At 70.0% G+C, this 25,383-nt stretch carries 21 protein-coding genes and 1 pseudogene; 11 read left to right on the forward strand and 11 right to left on the reverse strand.

The annotated features are described in order from the left end of the window. Position 1: 1 nt before the first annotated feature. The gene (locus ACIA8E_RS06875) at positions 2-955 is read right to left on the reverse strand and encodes a metal ABC transporter substrate-binding protein (RefSeq protein WP_399295305.1); all 954 of its coding nucleotides are present in this window, start codon (positions 953-955) and stop codon (positions 2-4) included. Between the two features lie 155 nt (positions 956-1,110). On the opposite strand from ACIA8E_RS06875, the gene ACIA8E_RS06880 reads away from it, so the two are divergent. Together ACIA8E_RS06880 and ACIA8E_RS06885 are read left to right on the forward strand one after the other, a co-directional pair. Continuing rightward, the gene (locus ACIA8E_RS06880; RefSeq protein ID WP_399295307.1) at positions 1,111-2,493 is read left to right on the forward strand and encodes a glycine--tRNA ligase; all 1,383 of its coding nucleotides are present in this window, start codon (positions 1,111-1,113) and stop codon (positions 2,491-2,493) included. A 100-nt stretch (positions 2,494-2,593) separates the two neighbouring features. Continuing rightward, entirely contained in the window at positions 2,594-2,797 is a 204-nt protein-coding gene (locus ACIA8E_RS06885) for a hypothetical protein (RefSeq protein ID WP_030921017.1), read from the forward strand. 51 nt (positions 2,798-2,848) lie between these two features. Here ACIA8E_RS06885 and ACIA8E_RS06890 read toward each other — a convergent pair whose 3' ends face one another. Further along, positions 2,849-3,433, reverse strand: coding sequence for a TetR family transcriptional regulator (locus tag ACIA8E_RS06890; RefSeq protein ID WP_326603650.1), 585 nt, complete (start codon positions 3,431-3,433; stop codon positions 2,849-2,851). 79 nt (positions 3,434-3,512) lie between these two features. Further along, positions 3,513-4,520 carry an aldo/keto reductase gene (locus ACIA8E_RS06895; protein ID WP_399295310.1) on the reverse strand — a complete coding sequence of 336 codons (1,008 nt, stop codon included), beginning with the start codon at positions 4,518-4,520 and terminating at the stop codon, positions 3,513-3,515. A gap of 279 nt (positions 4,521-4,799) precedes the next feature. Between ACIA8E_RS06895 and ACIA8E_RS06900 the strand changes: the two genes are divergently transcribed. Beyond that, complete coding sequence (locus ACIA8E_RS06900) at positions 4,800-5,018, forward strand: DUF6243 family protein (RefSeq protein ID WP_399295312.1); 219 nt, start codon at positions 4,800-4,802, stop codon at positions 5,016-5,018. A gap of 95 nt (positions 5,019-5,113) precedes the next feature. Here ACIA8E_RS06900 and ACIA8E_RS06905 read toward each other — a convergent pair whose 3' ends face one another. Continuing rightward, positions 5,114-6,583 carry an MFS transporter gene (locus tag ACIA8E_RS06905; protein ID WP_399295314.1) on the reverse strand — a complete coding sequence of 490 codons (1,470 nt, stop codon included), beginning with the start codon at positions 6,581-6,583 and terminating at the stop codon, positions 5,114-5,116. Positions 6,584-6,684: 101 nt separating this feature from the next. Here ACIA8E_RS06905 and ACIA8E_RS06910 point away from each other — a divergent pair, with 101 nt between their 5' ends. Beyond that, a complete protein-coding gene (locus ACIA8E_RS06910) occupies positions 6,685-7,593 on the forward strand; it encodes a helix-turn-helix transcriptional regulator (RefSeq protein ID WP_399295316.1) in 909 nt (302 codons plus the stop codon). Here the strand turns inward: ACIA8E_RS06910 and ACIA8E_RS06915 are convergent. Next, positions 7,566-9,068: an MFS transporter gene (locus ACIA8E_RS06915; protein WP_399295318.1), complete on the reverse strand. Its 1,503-nt coding sequence runs from the start codon at positions 9,066-9,068 to the stop codon at positions 7,566-7,568. The genes ACIA8E_RS06910 and ACIA8E_RS06915 overlap by 28 nt on opposite strands. A gap of 161 nt (positions 9,069-9,229) precedes the next feature. On the opposite strand from ACIA8E_RS06915, the gene dusB reads away from it, so the two are divergent. The 6 genes from dusB (at position 9,230) to ACIA8E_RS06945 (ending at position 18,225) form a co-directional block, all read left to right on the forward strand. Next, on the forward strand, positions 9,230-10,378 hold the full coding sequence (gene dusB / locus ACIA8E_RS06920; RefSeq protein ID WP_399295320.1) for a tRNA dihydrouridine synthase DusB: 1,149 nt from the start codon (positions 9,230-9,232) through the stop codon (positions 10,376-10,378). 625 nt (positions 10,379-11,003) lie between these two features. Next, positions 11,004-13,742: a pyruvate, phosphate dikinase gene (gene ppdK, locus ACIA8E_RS06925; protein WP_399295322.1), complete on the forward strand. Its 2,739-nt coding sequence runs from the start codon at positions 11,004-11,006 to the stop codon at positions 13,740-13,742. Positions 13,743-14,131: 389 nt separating this feature from the next. After that, entirely contained in the window at positions 14,132-14,671 is a 540-nt protein-coding gene (locus ACIA8E_RS06930) for an ArsR/SmtB family transcription factor (RefSeq protein WP_399295324.1), read from the forward strand. Between the two features lie 17 nt (positions 14,672-14,688). Beyond that, positions 14,689-15,963, forward strand: a complete 1,275-nt coding sequence (locus tag ACIA8E_RS06935; protein ID WP_399295326.1) for an MFS transporter — start codon at positions 14,689-14,691, stop codon at positions 15,961-15,963. Positions 15,964-16,542: 579 nt separating this feature from the next. Further along, positions 16,543-17,652, forward strand: coding sequence for an ArsR/SmtB family transcription factor (locus tag ACIA8E_RS06940; RefSeq protein ID WP_399295328.1), 1,110 nt, complete (start codon positions 16,543-16,545; stop codon positions 17,650-17,652). A 162-nt stretch (positions 17,653-17,814) separates the two neighbouring features. Next, on the forward strand, positions 17,815-18,225 hold the full coding sequence (locus ACIA8E_RS06945) for a VOC family protein (RefSeq protein ID WP_399295330.1): 411 nt from the start codon (positions 17,815-17,817) through the stop codon (positions 18,223-18,225). 58 nt (positions 18,226-18,283) lie between these two features. Here the strand turns inward: ACIA8E_RS06945 and ACIA8E_RS06950 are convergent, their stop codons facing one another. The 4 genes from ACIA8E_RS06950 to ACIA8E_RS06965 form a co-directional block, all read right to left on the reverse strand. Then, on the reverse strand, positions 18,284-19,213 hold the full coding sequence (locus ACIA8E_RS06950; RefSeq protein ID WP_399295332.1) for an oxidoreductase: 930 nt from the start codon (positions 19,211-19,213) through the stop codon (positions 18,284-18,286). Between the two features lie 76 nt (positions 19,214-19,289). After that, the gene (nirD, locus tag ACIA8E_RS06955) at positions 19,290-19,649 is read right to left on the reverse strand and encodes a nitrite reductase small subunit NirD (RefSeq protein ID WP_399295334.1); all 360 of its coding nucleotides are present in this window, start codon (positions 19,647-19,649) and stop codon (positions 19,290-19,292) included. Next, entirely contained in the window at positions 19,646-22,234 is a 2,589-nt protein-coding gene (gene nirB / locus ACIA8E_RS06960) for a nitrite reductase large subunit NirB (RefSeq protein WP_399295336.1), read from the reverse strand. The genes nirD and nirB overlap by 4 nt, the downstream gene beginning before the upstream one ends. 1 nt (position 22,235) lies before the next feature. After that, positions 22,236-23,459 carry an NAD(P)/FAD-dependent oxidoreductase gene (locus ACIA8E_RS06965; RefSeq protein ID WP_399295337.1) on the reverse strand — a complete coding sequence of 408 codons (1,224 nt, stop codon included), beginning with the start codon at positions 23,457-23,459 and terminating at the stop codon, positions 22,236-22,238. A 193-nt stretch (positions 23,460-23,652) separates the two neighbouring features. On the opposite strand from ACIA8E_RS06965, the gene ACIA8E_RS06970 reads away from it, so the two are divergent. Continuing rightward, a complete protein-coding gene (locus ACIA8E_RS06970; RefSeq protein WP_399295339.1) occupies positions 23,653-24,438 on the forward strand; it encodes a sulfite exporter TauE/SafE family protein in 786 nt (261 codons plus the stop codon). A 15-nt stretch (positions 24,439-24,453) separates the two neighbouring features. Here the strand turns inward: ACIA8E_RS06970 and ACIA8E_RS06975 are convergent, their stop codons facing one another. Next, entirely contained in the window at positions 24,454-25,077 is a 624-nt protein-coding gene (locus ACIA8E_RS06975) for a class F sortase (protein WP_399295341.1), read from the reverse strand. A 103-nt stretch (positions 25,078-25,180) separates the two neighbouring features. After that, positions 25,181-25,383 (reverse strand): annotated as a pseudogene (locus ACIA8E_RS06980) (hypothetical protein); the annotation flags it as partial.

Genomic DNA, 25,383 nt, shown 5'->3' on the forward strand with positions numbered 1-25,383 from the left:
GTCACTTCGCGCCGAGCGCCTTCTGGAGCGCGGCGAGATTGGACTGCATGACCTCGATGTAGTCATCGCCCTTGGACTTGGCGGTGATTCCCTCGAGGGGGTCGAGGACGTCGGTCTTCAGGCCGGTGTCCCTGGCGACGGTCTTCGCGGTCTTGTCGCTGGCGAGCGTCTCGAAGAAGACGGTGGTGGCCTTGCTCTTCTCCGCGATGGTGTGGATGTCCTTGATCCGGGCGGGGCTCGGCTCGGCCTCGGGGTCGATGCCGGCGATGCCCTCCTGGACGAGCCCGTAGCGCTCGGCGAGATATCCGAAGGCGGAGTGGGTGGTGATGAACGTCTTGGTGGCGGTGTCGCCCAGGCCCTTCTCGTACGACGTGTTCAGCGCGTCGAGCTTCTTGACCAGGGAGTCCGTGTTGGTGCGGTAGTCCGCGGCGTGGTTCGGGTCGGCCTTCTCCATGGACTTTCCGACCCCCTTGGCGACCTCGGCGTACTTCACCGGGTCCAGCCAGATGTGCGGGTCGGCCCCGGCCCCCTCGCCCTCGTGCGCATGGCCGTGCTCGTCGCCGCCGGTCTCCGTGCCGTGGTCCTCCAGAGTGGTGAGCTTCGCCGCGTCCACGGAGTTCCTGACCCCGGACTGCGCGATCGCGTCGTCGACGGCGGGCTGGATACCCTTGAGATACAGGATGTAGTCGGCGTCGCCGAGCCCGCCGATCTGCCGCGGGCTGAGCTCCAGGTCGTGCGGCTCGACGCCCGGCTTGGTCAGCGTGGTGACCGAGACATGGGTCCCGCCGATCTCCTCGGCCAGGAACTGCATGGGATAGAACGAGGCCACCACATCCAGCTTGTCCCCGTTCTTGCTCTCGGCGGCGTCGGAGGTGGAGCAGGCGGAGAGCGCGGTGAGACCGAGGGCGACGGCCCCGGCGACAGCGGCGGTGGGTATGAGGCGGCGTACGTTCATGACACTCATTTTCAACAAAAGTGGAAACGATTGTCAACAAGCTCGGTGGGAGGCCCTGCGCACCATCTGTACGCGCACCGATTTGATCCAGAGGGCGTGCCCGCCGGTAATCTGAAGCATTCGCCGTTCGTCGTCGTCGTAATGAAGAGAGCACCGTGGCCGCCGACAAGATCGACTCCATCGTCAGCCTGAGCAAGCGCCGTGGCTTCGTCTACCCCTGCAGTGAGATCTACGGCGGTCAGCGCGCCGCCTGGGACTACGGGCCGCTGGGCGTTGAGCTCAAGGAGAACCTCAAGCGCCAGTGGTGGCGCTACATGGTCACTTCGCGCGAAGACGTGGTCGGTATCGACTCGTCGGTCATCCTCGCCCCCGAGGTGTGGGTCGCCTCCGGCCACGTCGCCACGTTCACCGACCCGCTGACCGAGTGCACCTCTTGCCACAAGCGCTTCCGCGCGGACCACCTGGAGGAGGCGTACGAGGAGAAGCACGGCAAGCCGCCCGTCAACGGCCTCACCGACCTCAACTGCCCGAACTGCGGCAACAAGGGCACGTTCACCGAGCCCAAGCAGTTCTCGGGTCTGCTCTCCACGCACCTCGGTCCGACCCAGGACTCCGGCTCGGTCGCCTACCTGCGCCCCGAGACCGCGCAGGGCATCTTCACCAACTTCGGCCAGGTGCAGCAGACCTCGCGCAAGAAGCCGCCGTTCGGCATCGCGCAGATGGGCAAGTCCTTCCGGAACGAGATCACTCCGGGCAACTTCATCTTCCGCACCCGCGAGTTCGAGCAGATGGAGATGGAGTTCTTCGTCAAGCCGGGCGAGGACGAGCAGTGGCAGGAGTACTGGATGGAGCAGCGCTGGAACTGGTACACGGACCTGGGCCTGCGCGAGGAGAACATGCGGTGGTTCGAGCACCCGAAGGAGAAGCTCTCCCACTACTCCAAGCGCACCGCTGACATCGAGTACCGCTTCCGCTTCGGCGGCAGCGAGTGGGGCGAGCTGGAGGGCGTCGCCAATCGCACGGACTACGACCTCAAGGCCCACTCCGCCGCTTCCGGCACGGACCTGTCGTTCTTCGACCAGGAGGCCGGCGAGCGCTGGACTCCGTACGTCATCGAGCCGGCAGCCGGTGTCGGCCGTTCGATGCTCGCCTTCCTCCTCGACGCCTACATCGAGGACGAGGCGCCCAACGCCAAGGGCGTCATGGAGAAGCGCACCGTGATGCGCCTCGACCCGCGCCTCGCGCCGGTCAAGGTCGCGGTGCTGCCGCTGTCCCGCAACCCGCAGCTGTCGCCGAAGGCCAAGGGCCTCGCCACCGACCTGCGGAAGAACTGGAACATCGAGTTCGACGACGCGGGCGCCATCGGCCGCCGCTACCGTCGTCAGGACGAGATCGGTACGCCGTTCTGCGTCACCGTCGACTTCGACACCCTCGACGACAACGCGGTGACGGTGCGCGAGCGCGACACCATGAAGCAGGAGCGCGTCTCGCTGGACCAGATCCAGGCCTACCTCGGCGCCCGACTGCTGGGCTGCTGACGCACCACGGTTCCATGGCGAAGCCCCCGGTTCCTTGTACGGAGCCGGGGGCTTCGTTGCACACTGGGCACACGCGACCACGCGTCAACAGGAGGCTCGGATGCCGTCCATGACCACCAGCAAGGTCAGCAGATGGGATCAGCACGGCCGTGAACATGTTGTTCATGTACGGAAGTCGGGGATCCAGCGGCAGCTGAGCTGCGACACCTGCGACTGGCGCAAGGGCGTGCAGTTCCTGCCCTGGCTCAAGGCCGAGGAACATCTCGCCGAGGCCCATCAGGCCACGGTCGACCCGACGGCCTGAGACCGACGGCTGTCCGGCGGCCTGCCGTGACCGGCTCTGTGTGCAGCGCTGTTACGCGCGCAGGCCGCGCAGAAGCAGGTCCGAGACGGCAGTGAACTCGGCGCCGATCGCGGGGTTCTGCCACTCGGCGGCGTACGCCGGGTCGTGGAAGCGCGCCGTCGCGTCGAAGACCGCCTGCGCGGCGACCGCCGGATCGTCGACCGCGAACTGCCCGCTGCGCACGCCCTCCTCGACGATCTCCCGCAGCTGGCCGACCAGTTCGCGGATGTGCGCCTCGACGACCGTGCTCTCGCCGATCAGCACGATGTAGGTGGCGAACAGCTCGGGGTCGTCACCGGCCTTGTGGCGCTTGGCCTCGAACAGTGCCGTCAGCCAGTGCTGCAGCTTCGCCGGTGCCGGCTCCGCCGACGTGTTGATGATCTCCGTGAGGGCCACCTCGGTCCGGGTCAGCCAGCGAGCGGTCACCGCCTCGCGCAGCGCCGACTTCGTACGGAAGTGACGGTAGACGCTGCCGTGGCTGACGCCGAGCGCACGGGCCACGTCGACCACCGTCGCCTTGGCGGGGCCGTAGCGGCGCAGCACGTCCTCGGTGGCCTCGAGAATGCGCTCGGGGGTCAGTGGGTCGGCTGACGGCATGGTGTCTGTGCTGCCTTTCGGAGGGCGCCGGTCGGGGAGCTGCCCGGCGGGGCCGCACCCCGACGACCGTACCCGGAGCTCAGCGCTCGCTGTCGAGGTGGGCCATCTGGTTCTCCGGGTAGCGCGCACCGGCGGCCGCACCTGCCGGGACGGCCTCCTCGATCGCGGCGAGGTCGGCGGCGTCCAGCGTGACATCCAGGGCGCCGAGAGCCTCGGTGAGCCGGTCGCGGCGGCGGGCGCCGACGAGCGGCACGATGTCCGTACCCCGGCCGAGCACCCAGGCGATGGCGATCTGGGCCACCGAGACACCCTTCTGCTCGGCGATCTTGCGCAGGGCGTCGACCAGATCGAGGTTGTGCTGGAGGTTTCCGCCCTGGAAGCGGGGGCTCATGGCGCGGAAGTCGCCGGGGGTCAGCTCGCGGTCACGGCTGAAGTGCCCGCTGATCAGGCCGCGCGACAGCACCCCGTATGCCGTGACGCCGATGCCCAGCTCGCGGCAGACCGGCAGGATCGCGTCCTCGACGGACCGGGAGATCAGTGAGTACTCGATCTGCAGGTCGGAGATCGGGGCCACCGACGCCGCCCGGCGGATCGTGTCCGCGCCGACCTCGGACAGGCCGATGTGGCGGACATGGCCGGCCTCGACCAGCTCGGCGATGGCACCGATGGTCTCCTCGACCGGTACATCGGGATCGACACGGGCGATCCGGTAGATGTCGATGTGGTCCGTGCCGAGCCGCTGGAGCGAATACGCGGCGAAGTTCTTCACGGCGGCAGGGCGGCCGTCGTACCCCGTGAAGGCGCCTTCGACCGTGCGCAGCGCGCCGAACTTCACGCTGGTCAGCGCCCGTTCGCGAGCGGCGCCGGGAGCGGTGCGCAGTGCCTCGTTGATCAGCAGTTCGTTGTGACCCATGCCGTAGAAGTCGCCGGTGTCCAGCAGGGTGATGCCCGCGTCGAGCGCGGCGTGGATGGTGGCGATCGACTCGGTGCGGTCGCTCTCGCCGTACAGCGCGGACATGCCCATGCAACCGAGGCCCAGTGCGGAGACCTGCGGGCCGGTGGAGCCGAGCGTGCGAGTGGTGGTCATGAGGGACTCCCGTGGGGAAAGAGGGCGGGCCGTACGCAACTGTGGCACACGGACTGGCAGATTTCAATATCTGTCAGTCCACCGTTGTGATGCTTCACCCGGACGGGCCGAAAAGCGGGTGCTGGGCCCGGTGCGGCCGGGGTACGGTTCCCATATGTCTTCGTTCTTCCAGATCTACGAGTGAGAGCGCGGCGGGCCCGGAATCTCTCCGCCCGCCGCCCATCGGATCGATCCCAGGTCGCTCACGACCTCACGACTCACCACGAATGGGAGAACCCCGTGGCCAAGAGCCGCAACAACCTTCTCGGCGTCGGAGGGCAGCGCAAGAAGCTGTCCCGCGCCGAGCAGCAGGGCGCGGGCACCGCGCGCAACGCCGACCGCAAGACGGCGGCCGACCAGAAGCAGGAGCTGCTGCGCAAGATGCGTGAGCGCGCGCAGTCCGCCGAGTCCGCACAGTCGGACGACTGCCCGGAGCAGAACCGGCAGGCCCAGAGCTGACGCCTTCTCATCACCCGTACGACCGTGGGCCCGGATCACATCGAGTGATCCGGGCCCACGGTCGTAGCTGAACCGTGCCGCGTCCGTCCGCGCGCTCACACCACCGCGCGCGGCAGCCGCAGGCTCAGCAGCGTCGTCAGCGCCACCGCCGCCAGCTGCACCAGCAGCGCCACGATCAGCGCGTCCCGCATGCCCGATCCGGGGACCAGGGCGAGGAACAGCGTCCCGAGCGTGGCCACGCCCAGGGCCAGCGCGGCCTGCTGTGTCGTCGTCATCACTCCGCCGCCCACCCCGGCCCGCTCGGCCGGCACGTCGGAGAGCACGATGCGGAACAGGACCGGCAGTTGCAGCCCCTGGCCGAGGCCGGCGATCGCGACGCCCGGCAGCAGGGCCGGGAGCCCCAGGTCGGGCCAGCCGAGCCACACGGTGACCGCGAGCACCATGACGCCCGCGCCCTGGATCAGCCCGCCCGCCGTCACGACCCGGCTGCCGAACCGCCGTACCAGTCGCGGACCGGCCAGCGAGGCCGCGAAGAAGGCCACTGCCATCGGCGCCAACGCCAGCCCGGCCGCCGCCGGACCCATCTTCAGGCCCTGCTGCAGCGCCACCGCGATGACGAACATGAAGCCGCCGAAGCCGAGCGAGAACGGCAGCACCAGCGCCAGACCGCGCCGCAGCGAGTCCAGACGCAGCAGGCTCGGCGGGATCAGCGGGATCTGTCCGTGCCGGTCGGCCCGCTGTTCGACCCGGTAGAAGGCGGCCGCGGCGATCGGGAACAGCGCGAGGGAGATCCAGGTCCACACCGGCCAGCCCGCGGCCCGTCCCTCAGTCAGCGGCGCCAGCAGCGTCACCAGCGAAACGGCGAGCAGCAGCGTCCCCGGTACGTCGATGGGCGCGGGCCGGTCCGAGCGGGTCTCCGGCACCGCACGCGCGGCCAGGACCAGTCCCACCGCTGCCACCGGCACGTTCACCAGGAAGACCGACCGCCAGCCCGCACTCTCGCCGAACACCGACGACAGCGGAGCGGCGGCGACCAGTACGCCGCCGAGGATCTGGCCGGCGACCATCGACAGCCCGGCCGTCGCCCCGTAGAGGCTCATCGCACGCGCCCGCCGGTGTCCCGAGGTGGCGGCCTGGATGGTGGCGAGCACCTGAGGCAGCATCAGCGCCGCCGAGGCGCCCTGCGCCACCCGTGCCCCGACGAGCGTCCAGGCATCCGGGGCGAGTCCGCATGCCAGTGAGGTGAGCGCGAAGGCCGCCATGCCGGTGAGGAAGAGCCGGCGCCGCCCGGCCATGTCGCCGAGCCGGCCGCCGAGGACGAGCAGGACGGCGTACGCGAGTCCGTAGCCCGCCACGACCAGTTCGAGCAGTGCGGGGCCCGCGGCCAGATCCTTGTCGATCGTCGGCAGGGCGACATTGACGATGAAGAAGTCGATGAGCGGCAGGGCCGCACCGATCAGCACGGTGAACAGTCCGAGCGTGCCGAGTACCGGGATGGGATGGTCGTGCCGCACCACACGGGTGGTGAGGGCGGATGTCTGCGTCCGTACGGTGGATTCACTCACGGTATCGACGATCGCCCGAATTTCAGCCTGGTACCAGAGTGTCTTTATCCTGGTACAAGCGGCACCTGGCACAGGGCCGGGTCATTCGGCACGCTGGGAGCATGACGACGATGGTGACCGAAGTGCAGCAGATGGCCCACGGTCCCGGGCCGGCCGGTTCGGCCGAGCCGCCGGAGACCGAGGTCCGGCGGCATGAACTCGCGGGCTTCCTGCGCAGTCGGCGCGAGCGCATCACCCCCGAGCAGGTGGGTCTGCCTCGCGGCGGCCGCAGGCGCACCCCCGGGCTGCGCCGCGAGGAGGTCGCCCAGCTCTCCGCCGTCGGCGTCACCTGGTACACCTGGCTCGAACAGGCACGGGACATCCAGGTCTCGCCGCAGGTCCTGGACGCCCTCGCCCGCGCCCTGCTGCTCGACCGGAGCGAGCGCACCCATCTCTTCTCCCTGGCGGGCGCCGTCGACCCCGCTCCCGGTACGGAGTGCCCGAGCGTCACCCCGGCGCTGCGCGAGATGCTGTGGCAGCTGGACCCGATCCCGGCCTGTGTGCAGAACAGCCGTTACGACATCCTCGCCTACAACAGGACCTACGGGCGACTGCTCTGCGACCTGGACGCCGTCGCCCCCGAGAACCGCAACTGCATGCTGCTGTCGTACACCGACGAGAACTGGCGCGCGTCCGTCGTCGACCTCCCCGAGGCGAACCGGGTGATGGCCGCCAAGTTCCGCGCCTCGATGGCCGAGCATCTCGCCGAGCCCGCCTGGAAGGCCCTGCTCAAGCGGCTGGAGACGGCCTCACCGGAATTCCGGGAGATCTGGGCGCGCCACGAGGTCGTCGGGCCCGGCGGCCGGACCAAGCTCTTCCGCAACGCCCGGGTCGGCCTGGTGCGCCTGGACCACACCGACCTCTGGCTCGGCCCGTCGAAGGGTCCGCGCATGGTGACGTACGCCCCCGCCGACGCGGAGTCCCGGGAGCGGCTCGAGCGCCTTCACGCCTTGGCGCTCGCCGAAGCCTGACCTCCGTATCCGGCCCCGGACCCGGTCCCCGCCCCGGCTGGGGCCTCCAGCCGTGCGGCGGTGCGCCGTGCCGTCTCGCGGGCCCACCGCCCACTGGTCAGCGCTCCCACCAGCAGAACGGCCAGACCACAGCCGGTGATGATCCACCAGGCGGGCTTGCTGGCGTCCACGAAGGCGGTGGCATAGCCGGCGCCGCGCGGGGAACCGCTACCCGCCACACCCGCCGCCAGCACCGCGCCGATCACGGCGACGCCCAGCGTCCCGCCGATCTGCCGGCTGGTCGAGGCGACCGCCGCCGCCACGCCCGCCTGGGAGCGCGGCATCCCGGAGACGGCGGTGTTGGTGATCGGCGCGTTCACCATGCCGAAGCCGAGACCGAACAGCACATAGCCAGTGAACAGCAGCACGTTCTGCGTCTCCGCGTCGAAAGCCGCGAACATCAGCCCGCACGCCGTCATGGCCGCGCCCGCCACGAGCAGCGAGAGCCGCGGCCCCCGGCTGCCGACGAGCCGCCCCGACAGCGGGGCGCAGACAAAGGTGAGAGCGGCCATCGGCAGCATGTACAGACCGGCGTGCAGGGCGCTCAGACCGCGCACGTTCTGCAGATACAGCGTGTTCAGGAAGAGGAAACCACTCAGGGCGGCAAAGGCGCAGACCGCGATGGCGGTGGCGCCGCTGAACGGGGCGCTTCGGAAGAACCGCAGGTCGATGAGAGGCTCGGCGCGCCTGGGCTCGTACAGCAGGAGCCCGATCAGGGCGCACGCGGCGAGCGTCGCGAAGGCCAGGATCCGCGGCGAGGCCCAGCCGGCCGAGGGCGCCTCGATGATCGCGTACGTCAGTGCACCGAGCAGCGTGATCACCAGCAGCTGTCCCACGGGGTCGGGGCGGCGCGGCTTCGGGGCGCGGGACTCGGGGACGTACCGCCAGGTGAGCAGCAGCGCGGCGAGACCGACCGGCAGATTGATCCAGAAGATCGACCGCCAGCCGACCGTGTCCACCAGCAGGCCGCCGACCACCGGTCCCGCCGCCATGGAGATGCCGACGACACCGCCCCACACACCGATGGCCCGGGCGCGCTCGCGCGGGTCGGTGAAGGTGTTGGTGATGATCGACATCGCGACGGGGTTGAGCATCGAGCCGCCGACCGCCTGCACCATCCGGAAGGCGACCAGCGACTCCAGGTTCGGTGCGACGGAGCAGAGCACCGAGCCGAGGGTGAAGAGGACGAGCCCGATCTTGAAGACCTTCGCCCGTCCGATCCGGTCGGCGGTGGAGCCCGCCAGCATCAGCAGTGAGGCGAGGACCAGCGTGTAGGCATCGATCGTCCACTGCATGCCGGCGACGGTCGCGTGCAGCTCCCGCTGCATGGAGGGCAGAGCGACATTGAGGACGGTGTTGTCGAGACTGACGATCAGCAGACTCATGCAGCAGATCGCCAGAACCAACTGTCGTCGGCGGTGGGTGAGCTCAGGCATACATAGATAGTACGGTTAACTAACGACTACTGTCGCCGGGAGATCCCGACCGGTGCCCCCGGTACATCCGTCCGGCGTCATCGCCGGTACGGACTGTGGCGCCCGTCGCCCGTACCGCGGTGCCTGCCGAAGCTGCTTCCGCCGTACGCGACAATGGAGCAATGACCACGCTCGCCCCCTCGCTCCCGCTGCTCCGGATCGGCCCGCACGCCGTGCAGCCGCCGGTGGTGCTCGCACCCATGGCCGGCATCACCAACGCGCCGTTCCGCACCCTGTGCCGGGAGTTCTCCGGCGGCAAGGGGCTGTTCGTCAGCGAGATGATCACGACGCGGGCGCTGGTCGAGCGCAACGAGAAGACCATGCACCTCATCCACTTCGACGCGAGCGAGACCCCGCGCTCGATCCAGCTGTACGGAGTGGACCCGGTCACGGTCGGCAAGGCCGTCCGCATGATCGTCGACGAGAACCTCGCCGACCACATCGACCTGAACTTCGGCTGCCCGGTCCCCAAGGTGACCCGCAAGGGCGGTGGCTCGGCGCTCCCGTTCAAGCGGCCCCTGCTGCGCGCGATCCTGAACCAGGCGGTCTCCAATGCGGGCGACCTGCCGGTCACCATCAAGATGCGCAAGGGCATCAACGACGACCACCTCACCTACCTCGACGCGGGCCGGATAGCGGTGGAGGAGGGCGTCACGGCCGTCGCGCTGCACGGCAGGACCGCCGCACAGCACTACGGCGGCACCGCCGACTGGGAGGCGATCGCCCGTCTCAAGGAGCACGTTCCGGAGATCCCCGTCCTCGGCAACGGCGACATCTGGTGCGCGGACGACGCCCGCCGCATGATGCGGGAGACCGGCTGCGACGGCGTGGTCGTGGGCCGCGGCTGCCTGGGGCGCCCGTGGCTCTTCGGTGACCTGGTGAGCGCCTTCGAGGGCACGCAGACGCGGCAGGCGCCGACGCTGCGGGAGGTCGCCACCGTCATGCTGCGGCACGCGACGCTGCTGGGGGAGTGGATCGGCGACGAGACCCGTGGCGTGATCGACTTCCGTAAGCACGTGGCCTGGTACCTCAAGGGCTTCGCGGTCGGCTCCGAGATGCGCAAGAAGCTCGCGGTCACCTCGTCGTTGGACGAGCTGGGCGCGCAGCTGCACGAGCTCGACCTGGACCAGGCGTGGCCGGACGGGGCCGACGGGCCGCGCGGACGCACCTCCGGCAACAACCGTGTGGTGCTGCCGGACGGCTGGCTGAAGGACCCCTACGACTGCTCGGGCGTGAGCGCGGAGGCGGAGCTCGATACGTCGGGCGGCTGAGGCGACGGCTCCGGTTCGGACGGGGCCCTGCGGAGGGTGTCACTCCACCCCGGCGGGGCCCTTTCGCATCTCCGGTTATCAGGCACCGGGTGCCCTCGCCTTGCCGCTGCTCATCTGAGCGCATATCGGGGGCGGCTTGGAGGCGAACCGGGCGGTGCGGGGTGTCGTGTCAGGTGATCGAGGTGCTCTGTTCCCATTCCGATCGCCCTGTGTGGTCGCCATGTGCCCATGTGTAGCCATCAGGGCGTCCGGATGATGACATCTGAGCGCCCGGTGCGGCGTGATTCTCGCCACCCCTGAGGTCTCTATTGCTCAGATGAGCGAGATTTCGGGGACTGCATTTCTCAAATGGTGGCACTCGGTGCCACCTGACTTTACTTTGATCGATCGACGTATCCACTACATAGCGTGCCGAACTTACGCCTTTTTGAATGCTCTGAGTGATTATGAGTTCAAGAGTCGAATGGCTGTGTCCGAGAGCCGGAGCGGTACGCACCTTTCGATCTGCTGGCGGACGAGTGGTTAAGGCCGCATGACGCGCAAGTGGACGTACCCAGGCACCTTCGATCTGGGTATGTTCCTGGCCGTCAGGGCAGCCACCCGCGTCCTCGAGGAGTCGAGACCCGTGTCGGAAAACAAAGATCCCCACGTATCCACCCCGGAGCTTCAGGGTCAGAAGTTCGTTTATGACTTCACCGAGGGCAACAAGGATCTGAAGGACCTGCTCGGCGGGAAGGGCGCCAACCTCGCCGAGATGACCAACCTAGGGCTGCCCGTCCCTCCGGGCTTCACCATCACCACCGAGGCGTGCAAGGTCTACCTCGACAGCGGTGAGGAGCCGAGGGCGCTGCGCGACGAGGTCAGTGCGCACCTCGACGCCCTTGAGACGCAGATGGGCAAGAAGCTCGGCCAGGCCGACGACCCGCTGCTGGTCTCCGTCCGCTCCGGTGCGAAGTTCTCGATGCCCGGCATGATGGACACGGTTCTCAACATCGGCCTCTCCGACGCGTCGGTCGTCGGCCTCGTCGCCCAGGCCGGCGACGAGCGGTTCGCGTGGGACTCGTACCGCCGCCTCATCCAGATGTTCGGCAAGACCGTCCTCGGTGTCGACGGCGACCTCTTCGAGGAGGCGCTGGAGGCGGCGAAGGAGGCCAAGGGCGTCACCGTCGACGTGGATCTCGACGCGGCCGACCTGAAGAAGCTGGTCAAGCAGTTCAAGAAGATCGTCACGCGGGATGCCGGACGCGACTTCCCGCAGGACCCGCGCGAGCAGATGGACCTGGCCATAAAGGCCGTCTTCGACTCGTGGAACACCGACCGGGCCAAGCTCTACCGCCGCCAGGAGCGCATCCCCGGCGACCTCGGCACGGCCGTCAACGTCTGTTCCATGGTCTTCGGCAACCTCGGCCCGGACTCCGGTACGGGGGTCGCGTTCACCCGCGACCCGGCCAGCGGCCACGCCGGCGTGTACGGCGACTACCTGCAGAACGCGCAGGGCGAGGACGTCGTCGCCGGTATCCGCAACACCGTCCCGCTCGCCGAGCTCGAGTCGATCGACAAGAAGTCGTACGACCAGCTGATGCAGATCATGAAGACGCTCGAGACGCACTACAAGGACCTGTGCGACATCGAGTTCACCATCGAGCGCGGCCAGCTGTGGATGCTCCAGACCCGGGTCGGCAAGCGCACCGCCGGTGCCGCCTTCCGGATCGCCACGCAGCTGGTCGACCAGGGGCTCATCGACGAGGCCGAGGCGCTGCAGCGGGTGACCGGGGCGCAGCTGGCGCAGCTGATGTTCCCGCGCTTCGACGAGGACGCCAAGACGCAGCTGCTCGGCCGTGGCATCGCCGCGTCGCCGGGAGCCGCGGTCGGTAAGGCGGTCTTCGACTCGTACACCGCCGTCAAGTGGTCCCGCTCCGGCGAGAAGGTCATCCTGATCCGCCGGGAGACCAACCCCGACGACCTCGATGGCATGATCGCCGCCGAGGGCATCCTGACCTCCCGGGGTGGCAAGACCTCGCACGCCGCCGTCGTCGCCCGCGGCATGGGCAAGACATGTGTCTGCGGCGCCGAGGAGATCGAGGTCGACACCAAGCGGCGTCGGCTGACCGTCGGCGGGACCGTCGTCGAGGAGGGCGACATCGTCTCCGTGGACGGCTCCACCGGCAAGGTGTACCTCGGTGAGGTCCCCGTCGTCCCGTCCCCGGTCGTCGAGTACTTCGAGGGCCGGATGCACGCGGGCGCCGACGACGCCGACGAACTGGTCGCCGCCGTGCACCGGATCATGGCGTACGCCGACCGGGTCCGCAGGCTGCGGGTGCGGGCCAACGCCGACAACGCCGAGGACGCGCTGCGAGCCCGCCGCTTCGGCGCCCAGGGCATCGGCCTGTGCCGCACCGAGCACATGTTCCTCGGCGAGCGCCGCGAGATGGTCGAGAAGCTGATCCTCGCGGACACGGACGAGGAGCGTGAGACCGCGCTGGCCGAGCTGCTGCCGCTGCAGAAGGCCGACTTCATCGAGCTGTTCGAGTCGATGGACGGACTGCCCGTCACCGTACGGCTGCTCGACCCGCCGCTGCACGAGTTCCTGCCGGACATCACCGAACTGTCGGTACGCGTCGCGCTCGCCGAGTCCCGCAAGGACGCCAACGAGAACGACCTGCGTCTTCTGCAGGCCGTGCACAAGCTGCACGAGCAGAACCCGATGCTCGGTCTGCGTGGCGTACGGCTCGGTCTGGTCATCCCCGGCCTGTTCGCGATGCAGGTCCGGGCGATCGCGGAGGCGGCCGCGCACCGCAAGAACGCCAAGGGCGACCCGCGCGCCGAGATCATGATTCCGCTGGTCGGCACGGTCCAGGAGCTGGAGATCGTCCGCGACGAGGCCGACGAGGTCATCGCCGAGGTCGAGGCGGCCACCGGCACCGCGCTGAAGCTGACCATCGGCACGATGATCGAGCTGCCGCGCGCCGCGCTGACCGCCGGTCAGATCGCCGAGGCCGCACAGTTCTTCTCCTTCGGTACGAACGACCTGACCCAGACCGTGTGGGGCTTCTCCCGGGACGACGTGGAGGCCTCGTTCTTCACCGCGTACCTGGAGAAGGGCATCTTCGGGGTGTCGCCGTTCGAGACGATCGACAAGGACGGCGTGGGCTCCCTGGTCCGCAGCGCGGTCGCAGCCGGCCGGGCCACCCGCCCGGACCTCAAGCTCGGCGTCTGCGGCGAGCACGGCGGCGACCCGGAGTCGGTGCACTTCTTCCACGAGGTGGGCCTCGACTACGTCTCCTGCTCGCCGTTCCGGATCCCGGTCGCGCGTCTGGAGGCGGGCAGGGCTGCCGCGGCGTCGAGGGGCAGCGACAGCCGCTGACCTGAACCCACCCCGGATTCCAGGTCTGTCGCCGGCTCACCCGGACCCTCACCGACTCGACGACAGCCCCGGACAACCCGGAAGCGGCGGCACCCTGTGCGGGGGTGCCGCCGCTTCGCGCATCATCTGCGAAGACTGTCAAGCTACGTCGCTGACCAGGCTAAACGGCGTTTGCTGCTGTTGGCTGCCGTTGAACCCGCGTGACGCCGTTGTGCCCTCCATGGCATGGCTGGGTCCGTCACGTGCCAGCACCAGTTTTTCTGACAGCTCCCCGGATCGGCAGCGGGGTGGGGGGATTTGACGGAAGGTCTCGCGCGCCGGACAGCAGATTCTGGAGGTTCGTGCGAATCCCCTTGCGTAATGGTCAAGAATCGTTGACCATTGCTCGCATGCCTACCGACGATCTTCCCGAGACGTTTCACGTCACCACTGACGAGCAGCTGCGCGCCGTCTCCAATCTCACGCGCCACCGGATCATGGCCGTGCTCCGCTTCGAGCCGGCGACGATTACGCAGATCGCCGAGCGGGTGGGCCTTGCGAAGGGGAGTTCCAGCTATCACGTGCGGCTGCTGGAGCGGGCCGGCCTGGTGAAGGTGGTACGGACACGGAAGGTGCGGGGGGTCACCGAGCGGTACTACGCGATGGCCGCGCGGGCGATCGCGCTGCCGGATCCGGGCGAAGGAGAGCCGGATGTGCTGATGCGCCATGCGGTGGCGGACCTGGAGGCGTCGCCGGCGGACGGCGAGCGGCACGTGCGGATGGCGCATCTGCGGCTCACCGAGGAGCAGTTCGCGGGGCTGGGGGCGCGGCTGCAGGCACTGGCGGACGAGTACCGGGAGCTGTCCGATCCGTCGCTGCCGGACGCGTCACTCGTCTTCGCACTGTTCCACCCGGCACCGCGCGAGCAGGCCGAGGGGGGCGCCAAGTGAACTCAGGTGTTCGGAAGTTGCCGACCGGGTTCGGACGGCTGTGGACTGCGCAGACGGTGTCCTCGCTCGGTGACGGGGTGTCGCATGCCGCGCTGCCGCTGATCGCGTTGACGTTGACGCGGGACCCGATGGCGCTCGCCGTCGTCACGGCCGCCGGGACGCTGCCGTGGCTGCTCTTCGGGGTGCTCGGCGGTGCGCTGGTGGATCGCTGGGACCGTCGGCGCACGATGTGGGTCGCGGACGCGGCGCGTGCGGTGCTGCTCGCGATACCGGCGGCAGCGGCCGCGCTCGACGTGCTGAGCATTCCGCTGCTCGCGGCCGTCGCCTTCCTGCTCGGCCTCGGCGGGCTGTTCTTCGATACGGCCGCCACGGCCTACCTGCCGGATCTGCTCCGCCGCGACCCCGCGCTCCTGGAGCGCGCCAACTCCCGCCTGCGCGGCGCCCAGACCGCCATGTCCGGTTTCGCGGGGCCGCCTGCGGGCAGTGCGCTGCTCGCGCTCGGGCGGGCGGTTCCGCTGCTCGCCGACGCGGTGTCGTTCCTGTTCTCCGCGCTGCTCGTCCGTACGCTGCCCGCCATGCCCCGGCCCGTGCCGGAGGTCCGCGAGTCGCTGCTTCGGCAGGCGCGGGCCGGGGCCTCGTACGTCTTCCGGGACCGGGTGCTGCTCGGGCTGGCGCTCCGCCCGGCGGTCGGGAACGTCGCCTTCCTCGCTGTGGAGACCGTCCTCGCCCTCTTCGCGCACGACCGCCTGGGCATCGACACCTACGGCTTCGGCCTGCTCCTCACAGCGGAGGCCACCGGCGGCCTGCTCGGTGCAGGCATCGCCTCCTATCTTGGCCGACGGCTCGGCACCGGCACCGCACTGACCTGCACAGCCGCCGTCGAAGGGCTGGCCATCCTGGGCCTGGCCGCTGCCCCGAACCCGTACGTCGCCGGGCTGGCGCTCGCCGTCTGCGGGGCCGGCATGGGCGCCACGATGGTGCTCGCACCCTCCCTCCGACAGGCGATCGTCCCCGCCCACCTGATGGGCCGGGTCGCCTCCACCTCCCGCATGCTGGCCATGTGCGCCGCCCCCGTCGGGGCGTTCCTCGGTGGCTGGCTGGCCACCACGTACGACATCCGCACCCCGCTCTACGCCGCCGCCGGCCTCCTCCTGGCGATGACGGCCGTCACGGCATCCATGACCAGCAACCGCCGGGTCGAAGCGGCGCTGCGTGCCGCTGCCCCGGCCGGCGGCCCGGATCACCCGGCATCCCAGGATCCCGCCCAGGAGAGTGCACCCGACTTGTTGTGACGCCTGCCGCGAAGGCGTCACAACAAGTCGGGTGCCAGGCCCCCCGCGGGGCGCGACGAGTGGCCGGGGCGGTCGGGTGTGCTGGCCCGCCGGCCGACGCCGATCCGTGCGAGGTGGTGCCGGGTTCCGCAGGGCGGATGGTGTGCGGAAACGGTCGGTCATGAGTGGCCGTGGGCGAATGGGCCACCCGGTCTCGCACAAAGAAAAACGGGCGCAAGCGCTTTCGGTGTTCGCCATTCGCCCATCAGCCCATTGCATCGTTCAATACGCAAAGATATAGGCGGTGAACGGACCGGGGTGCGGCCCATGGATCCCCACCCATGGGCCGCACCCGGCTTACCCCCGTCGGACACGGAGCCGCACCGTCCGCCGACCGCCGCCGAACGAGCAAAACCCCCCACGGCCTTCACTCGCTCTTCCGGTCGGCTCAGGTTTCGTGCCCGACGTCGTACAGCTTTTCCGGTGACGGTGGGGTCCGGCGAGACGTTTCACCTCTGGCCGAAACCCCGTGGTGACGTCCTGTGACGGTGCGCATACCCTTGAGCGGGGGAAATTGCGGATGCAACAGATGGGGGTTCGGTGCTGCGTATCCATGTGTCCGGGATGGACCTTTCCAAGGTGCGGATGGCCACACGGCCGGACGCATTGTGGGAAACCATTCTGAGTTTTCACCGGCTGAGGGACCGGCGCGCTTCCACGGTGTTCGGGAAATGGCGTACGGAAACCCGGCCCCGGTTGAACGGTGAGACACGCCTGCTGGCAGCCCTCGTGCCACCCCGCGGCTATTTCCCCGACTTTCTGACGCCCTCCCGGGAAGGCAGTGAGCCGCACGGCTTCGATGCCGGAATGGAGGCGCTGCGCGACACCCCGCCCGAGCGGCTCCACGCCGAACTGGGCTTGCTGCGCGCCGACCGCCGCGAGCCCGGACGGCCGTTGTCGCTGGGCGGGCGGCACGGCGGTGGGCACAACTCCGGGCGCGGGGCGCGGTCCGGTGGTGTACGGCCCGCGGGCGGACGGCCGGGGGACGGACGGCCGGTGCCGCCCGTTCGGCTGGACGCGCTCTCCGAAGGGCGGACCGAACCTCTCGGGCGGCTCATCACCGTCCTGCGCGGCTACCACCGCGCCGCCGTCGAGCCGTACTGGCCGCACATCCAGGCCAGTATCGAGGCCGACCGGGCCGTCCGTGGCCGCGCCCTCCTCGACGGCGGCGCCGACGAACTTCTCGCCTCCCTCCCGTCCATGATCCGCTGGCGGGCCCCGGTGCTGGAGGCGGACTATCCCGTCGACCGCGAACTGCACCTGGACGGGCGGGGGTTACTGCTCCAGCCGTCGTTCTTCTGCCGCTCCACCCCGGTCGTCTACCGCAACTCGAAGCTCACACCCGTCCTCGTGTACCCGGTCACCCACTCCGCCGCCCCGGTCTTCGCCGAGCCGGGCCCGGGCCCCTGGCTGGGCAGGCTCCTGGGCAACACCCGGTCGACGGTCCTCCAGGTCATCGGCACGGGCTGCACGACCAGCGAGCTCGCCCGGCGGGCCGGGGTGTCCCTCGCCTCAGCCAGTCAGCATGCGTGCGTGCTGCGCGAGGCGGGGCTCGTACGCACCCTGCGGCACGGCAGCTCGGTCCTGCACACGCTCACCCCGCTGGGCGGTTCGCTCCTCAGGGGAGGCGCACCGCTCGCGCTCTCATGACAGGTGGAGGCGGGCGGCTCGGCGGGTGGGGACACTCCGCTCAATGAGTGGGGCGGGCCGCTCCGGATGATTTCCTCGCCCGTCGCGATGAGTTCCGCGCCGACCTGCCGTCTACCCTCCGACCGCGCTCACACGCAGCGCCGCCGAGGAGAAGAGACGGACATGACCCAGATGATCTTCGTGAACCTGCCGGTCAAGGACCTCGAGACGACTAAGGGCTTCTTCGGCAAGCTCGGCTTCTCGTTCAACCCGCAGTTCTCCGACGAGACCACCGCGTGCCTGGTCATCAGCGACACGATCTTCGCCATGCTGATCACCGAGCCGCGCTTCAAGGAGTTCACCAAGAAGGAGATCGCCGACGCCTCGAGAACCACCGAGGCGATCATCGCGCTCAGTGCCGAGAGCCGTGAGGAGGTCGACGAGCTGGCCGATACGGCGCTCGCCTCCGGGGGCTCGCCCGCCAACGAGCCCATGGACCACGGGTTCATGTACGGCCGGTCGTTCCAGGACCCTGACCACCACATCTGGGAGGTCGTGTGGATGGACCCGGCCGCAGTTCAGAGTCAGGGCTGAGCCGACCAGGGCTGGGCCGACCAGGGGCGAGCCGCAGCGCTCGCCGCCCCGGGCCCGGTCAGGACTTGAGGCCCGGCCAGGTCACCCCGGTGAGCTGCTCGGATGCGACCCAAAGCCGTTCGCCCGCCACGTCGTTCAGCGTCCAGCGCGCCCGCCAGGACGGGGCGGGCGCACCCCGCCAGCCCAGCAGCTTCGGGCCGGTGAACGAGTCGGAGCGCACGCCGGGCGCGGTGGCCGCGTACAGCGTCGGCAGCGCACCGGACGACGCGGGTTGGGCAACGATCCGGTTGCCCAGTTCGAAGACCCGTTCCGCCGCTTTGCGGTTTTCCATCCGTACGCCCGCGGTCTGCAGATTGGTCGCCGCGTAGCCGGGGTGTGCGGCGGCGGCCACGATGTCGGAGCCGGACGCCGCGAGCCGGCGCGCCAGCTCATGGACGAAGAGCAGGTTCGCGGTCTTCGAGCGGCCGTACGCGATCCAACGGCGGTAGTTTCGCTCGCTGTTGAGATCGCCGATGTCGATGTTGGACGCGGCGTGCATCGCGCTGGACACGCTCACCACCCGGGCCCCGGGGGTGTCGAGCAGCTTGGGCAGGAGCAGGCCGGCCAGGGCGAAGTGCCCGAGGTGGTTGACGCCGAACTGGGTCTCGAAGCCGTCGGCCGTCCTCCCGTACGGCAGGGCCATCACACCCGCGTTGTTGATCAGTAGATCCAGCCGGTCGGACGGGTACGCCGCCGCGAACTCCCGTACGGAGGACAGATCGGCCAGATCCAGGGGTGCGAACTCCACCCGTGCGCCCGGCACCGCAGCCCGGATGCGCGACTCAGCCTCCCTGCCGCGGCTCTTGTCACGGCACGCCAGCAGCACCCGCGCGCCGCGGCGCGCCAGTTCCCGTGCGGTGACGAGTCCGATGCCGCTGTTGGCTCCGGTGACCACGGCCGTACGGCCGCTCTGGTCGGGGATGTCGCTCGCGTTCCAGCCCTGGGTCATGGATCAAGCGTACGGCCGGGATCTGTTGGCCGGAATCGGCTGGGGTGCGTTCCTGTCCCGGTCTTCGTGGAGCCCGTCAGGCGGCGCGCACCGCGAAGACCGGGACGCGTACCTCGTCGTCGTCCAGGCAGGTGCCCGTCGCCAGGTCGAAGCGCTGCTTCAGCAGCGGCGAGGCGACGAACGGACGTCCCTCGACGGACCCGACCAGGCCGCGCGAGAGAACGTACGCCCCCGTGAACGGATCGCGGTTGTCGATCGCGTACGCGCGCCCTGCCCGGTCGACGAAGAGCGCGACCTGCCGGCCGTCCGGGAGGAGTGCGGCGATGCCGCGTCCGGGAGTCAGCCGCGACAGCTCACAGACCGTGAACCAGTCCGTTCCGCAGGCGAGTTGCAGCACCGGGGTCTGCTGTGCCGTCTCCATCGTCTGTGCGGTCATCGGGAAGAGGTCCCTTCGAGAGTGCGGACAGCGAGCACCGGGCCGGCGAGGATCTCCAGGTCGGGCTTGACCTGGTCGCGTTCCGGGACGAACTTCACCGACGGGTCGGGTGCATCGGGTGCGTTGACGAAGGTGACGAACCGCCGTAGCCGCTCCGGGTCGTTGATGGTCTCGGCCCACTCGTCGCGGTAGCCGGCGACATGGTCGGCCATCATCCGCTCCAGCTCCTGGCAGAGCCCCAGCGAGTCGTGGACGACGACGTCCCGTACGTGGCCGAGGCCGCCATCGATGCGGTCCAGCCAGGTCGAGGTGCGCTCCAGACGGTCCGCGGTGCGGATGTAGAACATCAGGAACCGGTCGATGAGGCGCACCAGTTCGGCGTCGGAGAGGTCCTGGGCGAGCAGGTCGGCGTGGCGCGGTTCGGCGCCGCCGTTGCCGCCCACGTACAGGTTCCAACCGCCCGCGGTGGCGATGATCCCGAAGTCCTTGCCCCGGGCCTCCGCGCATTCCCGGGCGCAGCCGGACACCGCCGACTTCAGCTTGTGCGGCGAGCGCAGCCCGCGGTAGCGCAGCTCCAGGTCGATCGCCATCCGTACCGAGTCCTGCACGCCGTACCGGCACCAGGTCCGGCCCACACAGGACTTGACGGTGCGCAGCGACTTTCCGTACGCGTGCCCGGACTCGAATCCGGCGTCCACCAGACGCGTCCAGATCAGCGGCAGCTGGTCGACACGGGCGCCGAACATGTCGATCCGCTGGCCCCCGGTGATCTTCGTGTAGAGGCCGAAGTCGCGGGCGACCTCGCCGATCACGATCAGTTTCTCCGGGGTGATCTCGCCTCCCGGGATGCGTGGCACGATCGAGTACGAGCCGTTGCGCTGGAGGTTGGCCAGGAAGTGGTCGTTCGTGTCCTGCAGGGCCGCCTGCTCGCCGTCCAGCACATAGCCGCTCGCGCCGAGCGTCGGAGCCAGCGACGCGATGATCGAGCCGACCGTCGGCTTGCAGATCTCGCAGCCGTCCCCGCCGCGCGCGGCCTCACGGCCGTGCGAGTCGAGCAGTTCCCCGTACGAGGCGATACCGAGGGTGCGGACGATCTCGTACAACTCGCTGCGGGTGTGCGAGAAACAGCCGCACAGGCCCTTGTCCTGGCTCTGCGGCAGCAGCTGCCCGATCACCTTCACGCAACTGCCGCAGCCGGTACCGGCTCTGGTGCACTTCTTCACCTCGGGCAGTGTGGTGTGCTCACAGATCGAGCCCTTGGTGACGTTGTGGCAGGAGCAGATCACCGCGTCGTCCGGCAGCGCGGACGGGCCGAGCGTGACGGGGCCGCCCGCACCGGCCGGCAGCACCAGCTGCTCCGGGGCGACAGGCAGGACCGTACCGGTCATCGGCCGCAGCGTGCCGTACTGCTCGGCGTCCCCGACCAGCACCCCGCCGAGCAGGGTGCCGTCCCGGCCGATCACCAGCTTCTTGTAGACGCCGGTGCGGGAGTCCGCGTACACCACGTCGAGGCAGCCCTCGGCCGTGCCGTGCGCGTCGCCGAACGATGCCACGTCCACCCCGAGCAGCTTCAGCTTCGTCGACAGATCGGCGCCGGTGAACGCTGCCGTCCTGCCCGCGATCACCTCGGCGGCCGTCTGCGCCATCTCGTAACCGGGTGCGACGAGCCCGTACACCCGGCCGTCCGCGGCCAGTGCGCACTCGCCGATCGCGAAGACCACCGGGTCGGAGGTGCGGCACTCCTCGTCGACGATGATGCCGCCGCGCGGTCCGACCGCCAGACCGCAGTCGTGGGCCAGCTGGTCCCGTGGGCGTACCCCCGCCGAGAAGACCACCAGGTCGGTGGCGAGCGACGAACCGTCGGAGAGTGTCATGCCGGTCACCGCGCCGTCCTCGCCCGCGGTGACCTCCTGCGTACCGACGCCCGTGTGCACGGTGAGGCCCATGGACTCGATGGTGCGCAGCAGCGCCGCGCCACCACCCTCGTCGACCTGCACCGGCATCAGCCGGGGGGCGAACTCCACGACGTGCGTGTCGAGCCCGAGCCCCTTCAGAGCGCCCGCCGCCTCCAGCCCGAGCAGCCCGCCGCCGACCACCGCACCGGTGGTCGCCGTCCTCGCGTACTCCTCGATGGCGAGGAGGTCCTCGATGGTGCGGTAGACGAAGCAGCCCGCGGCGTCCTTGCCGGGAACCGGCGGCACGAAGGGGTACGAGCCGGTGGCCAGCACCAGCGTGTCGTACACGAAGGTCTCCCCGGAGCGCGCCGTGACCGTACGGGCCTCGCGGTCCACGCTCTCGGCAGGGTCGCCGAGACGCAGCTCGAAGCCGTGCCGGTCGATGAAGTCCGGTTCGGCGAGCGACAGCTCGTCCGGGGTCCGCCCGGTGAAGTACGAGGTGAGCTGGACCCGGTCGTAGGCGGCGCGGGGCTCCTCGCAGAGCACGACGACCCGGGCGGTGCATGCGGTCGCGGTCAGGCCGCGGTCGGCGAGCGCCTCCAGGAACCGCTGGCCGACCATGCCGTGTCCGACGACCACGATCGTGGGCACCGGGGCGGTGTGGTCGGTCGGGGGAGTGGACACCGGCATCTCAGTAGCCTCCGTCGTTGGTGAGCAGATGGAGCAGGGACGTTTCGGCGGGGAGCGGTTCGTCGTCCTCCCAGGTCCGGGCGAGCGTGCCGACCGCGGCGAGATCGCCGAGGAGTACACCGCCCGCCAGCCGGTCGCCGCGCACGACGACCGAGCGGTACGCGCCACGCGTGGCGTCGGCGAGCCGGACGACGTCGTCACCGGGCAGCGGGCGGGACTCCCCGAACGCGGCCAGATCGAAGGGGCCCGCGGGGCCGGCGGCCGGACCGTGCAGAGTGAGGCGGGTCAGGGCGCGGGTGCCCTCGTAGCGGGTGGGCCGCCCGGCCAGCACCTGGGCGAGCACATCGGCCTGCTCGAGCGCCGGGCCCGCCAGGCCGTACACGGTGCCGCGGTGCTCGGCGCAGTCGCCGACCGCATGGATGTACGGATCGGTGGTACGCAGCTCGTCGTCGACGACGATGCCCCGGCGCACGTCCAGGCCGGCCGCCTGCGCGAGCCCGGTCCTGGGACGTACGCCGCAGGCCAGCACCGTGATCTCGGCCGACAGCTCGTAGCCGTCGGCGAGCTCCACCGCCCGCACCGCGCCGTCGGCGCAGCGCAGCCCGCGAACCCGGCACTCGGTGTGCACCTCCACGCCGAGACTCTCCAGGTGGCGCCGGAGCAGCCCGGCCGATTCGGCGTCCAGCTGCCGCTCCATGAGGTGCTCGCCCTGCTGGGCCAGCACCACCTGCGCACCGCATGCGGCGAGCGCCCGGGCGGCGGACACACCGAGCAGTCCGCCGCCGATGACGACGACGCGCACATCCCGGGTGCCGGCGCGCACCGCCTCCCGCAGCGCAGAGCAGTCGTCGAGCGTACGGAACGCATGTACCCCGTCCGGCATCGTGGTGCCGAGGCCGCGCAGCGGCGGCAGCACCGGGTTCGACCCGGTGGCCAGCACCAGCCGCCCGTACCGCACGACGCTTCCGTCGTCGCAGTGCACCAGCCGGTCCGCCCGGTCGATCCGCACCACCCGCACCCCGCGCCGCACCTCGGCCGGGGGCAGGGCGATGACCTCGGCCGCGTACCGCCCCGCCAGCACCTCCGCCAGCAGCACCCGGTTGTACGGGGCGTGCGTCTCCTCGCCGATGACGGTGACGCCGGGCACCCGGGCGGCGAGCCGCGCGCCCGCCATCCCGGCGCCGATCACCACCACACGTGCCGCGTCCGCCGTCTCTGTCGTCATGGTGAGCAGCCTGTGCGGCGGGTGTTACCCGACCGGATCCTCGCTGTTTCCCGGGAGGAACCTTGCGCTCAGCTTCTCCGGAGGCCGTTGGTGAGGGTGCTGCGGCCCGGGAAGCTCAGAGTTGGCTCAACTTTCCGGGGATCCGGACGGGAAAGTTGGACGGGACACGTATCTCGTCCTTACAGTCGCGACCATGCCCGACATCACCCTGACCACCCTTGTCGTCCTCTGCCTCGCCGCTGCCGCCGCGGGCTGGATCGATGCGGTGGTCGGCGGGGGCGGACTGCTCCTGCTGCCCGCGCTGCTGCTGGGCCTGCCGCACGTCCCGGCCGCGCATGTCCTCGGCACCAACAAGGCGGTCGCGATCGTCGGTACGTCGGGCGCCGCCGTGACCTACGCGCGCAAGGCGCCGGTGGAGGTCGGGACGGCCGTCCGGATCGGGCTCATGGCGCTGGCCGGATCGATGACCGGAGCCTTCTTCGCCGCCGGGATCAGCAGTGACGTGCTGCGTCCGGTCATCATGGTGGTGCTGCTGGCGGTCGCGGCGTTCGTGATGCTGCGGCCCCAGTTCGGCAAGGAGGCCGCCGAGGCCACGGACCGCAAGGTCACCCGGGCCCGTACCGTCACCGCGATCGTGCTGGTCGGCGGCGGCATCGGCTTCTACGACGGGCTGTTCGGACCCGGTACCGGCACGTTCCTGGTGCTCGCCCTGACCGCAGTGCTCCACCTCGATCTGGTGACGGCGTCCGCCACCGCCAAGATCGTCAACGTCTGCACCAACGGCGGCGCCCTCGCGATGTTCGCCTACCAGGGCAATGTGATGTGGCAGCTGGCCGGGCTGATGGCGGTGTTCAACCTGGTGGGCGGCCTGCTGGGCGCGCGGACGGCGCTCCGGAAAGGCAGTGAGTTCGTCCGGGGCGTACTGCTGGTCGTGGTGTTCTCACTGGTCGCGCGACTCGCCTTCGACCAGTGGTCGTAAGGGTGCGAGCGGGGGTCACCGCACGCCGGTGAGGTGCGCGTACGCCACCACATTGCCCTGGTAGCCGGTGGTCTGCGAGAAGCCGCCGCCGCAGGTGATCAGCCGCAGCGAGGCGTTCGACGAGGGGCCGTACACCCTCTGGTCGGGGAAGTCCTTGTTCGCGTACACCTCGATGGCGTCGAGCGAGAAGACGGCAGTGTGCCCGTCCCGGCGGTCCACCTCGATGGTGCTGCCCTTCGCCAGGGACCCCAGGTTGTAGAAGACCGATCGCCCCTGCGCGTTGTCGACATGACCGGCGACGAGGGCGGTGCCCTTGGCGCCGGGCGGGGTGCCGTCCTTGTACCAGCTGACGACGTTACGGTTCTCGGCCGGCGGCACGGCGAGACTGCCGTCGGACCTGAGCCCGAGCCGGATCATCGGGGCGTCCACCCTGATGCTGGGGATGCGGAGGCGGACGGGTGTCGAAGGGCGCAGCGGTTCGGCGACCGGTGAGCCGGGCAGCACTTCGGGACCGGCCGCGAAGGCCTGGGCCGAGGTCGGCTGCGGCGGCATCAGCTGGGTTTCGGAGCCGTTCCGGATCAGCCAGATGCCGACCAGCACTGCGACGGCGACCAGCCAGCCCTTGGCCTTCTGGGGCACAGTTGTCCTCCGGGGTGGAGAAGGTGGGAATGGGTCCCGTCCCGGTGGCGCGAAGCCACCGGGACGGAATCCTGGCGGAGACGGGGGCGTGGATACGCCCGCGTCAGCTGCCGGCCTGCGTGCCGCTCGCCCGACGACGCAGGAGCCAGGCTCCGCCGACGGCGGATGCGGCGAGAACGCCGACGCCCGCCGCGATCTGGGTGGTGTCCGGGCGGACGGAGCCGCCTACACCAGTTTTGACGTGCCCGGAAGGACCGCTGGGCGAGTTGTAGCCGCCGCCGTTCCCGTTTCCGGTGTCGCGTCCGC

Source organism: Streptomyces sp. NPDC051664 (genome assembly GCF_044453545.1).
Taxonomy (GTDB): domain Bacteria; phylum Actinomycetota; class Actinomycetes; order Streptomycetales; family Streptomycetaceae; genus Streptomyces.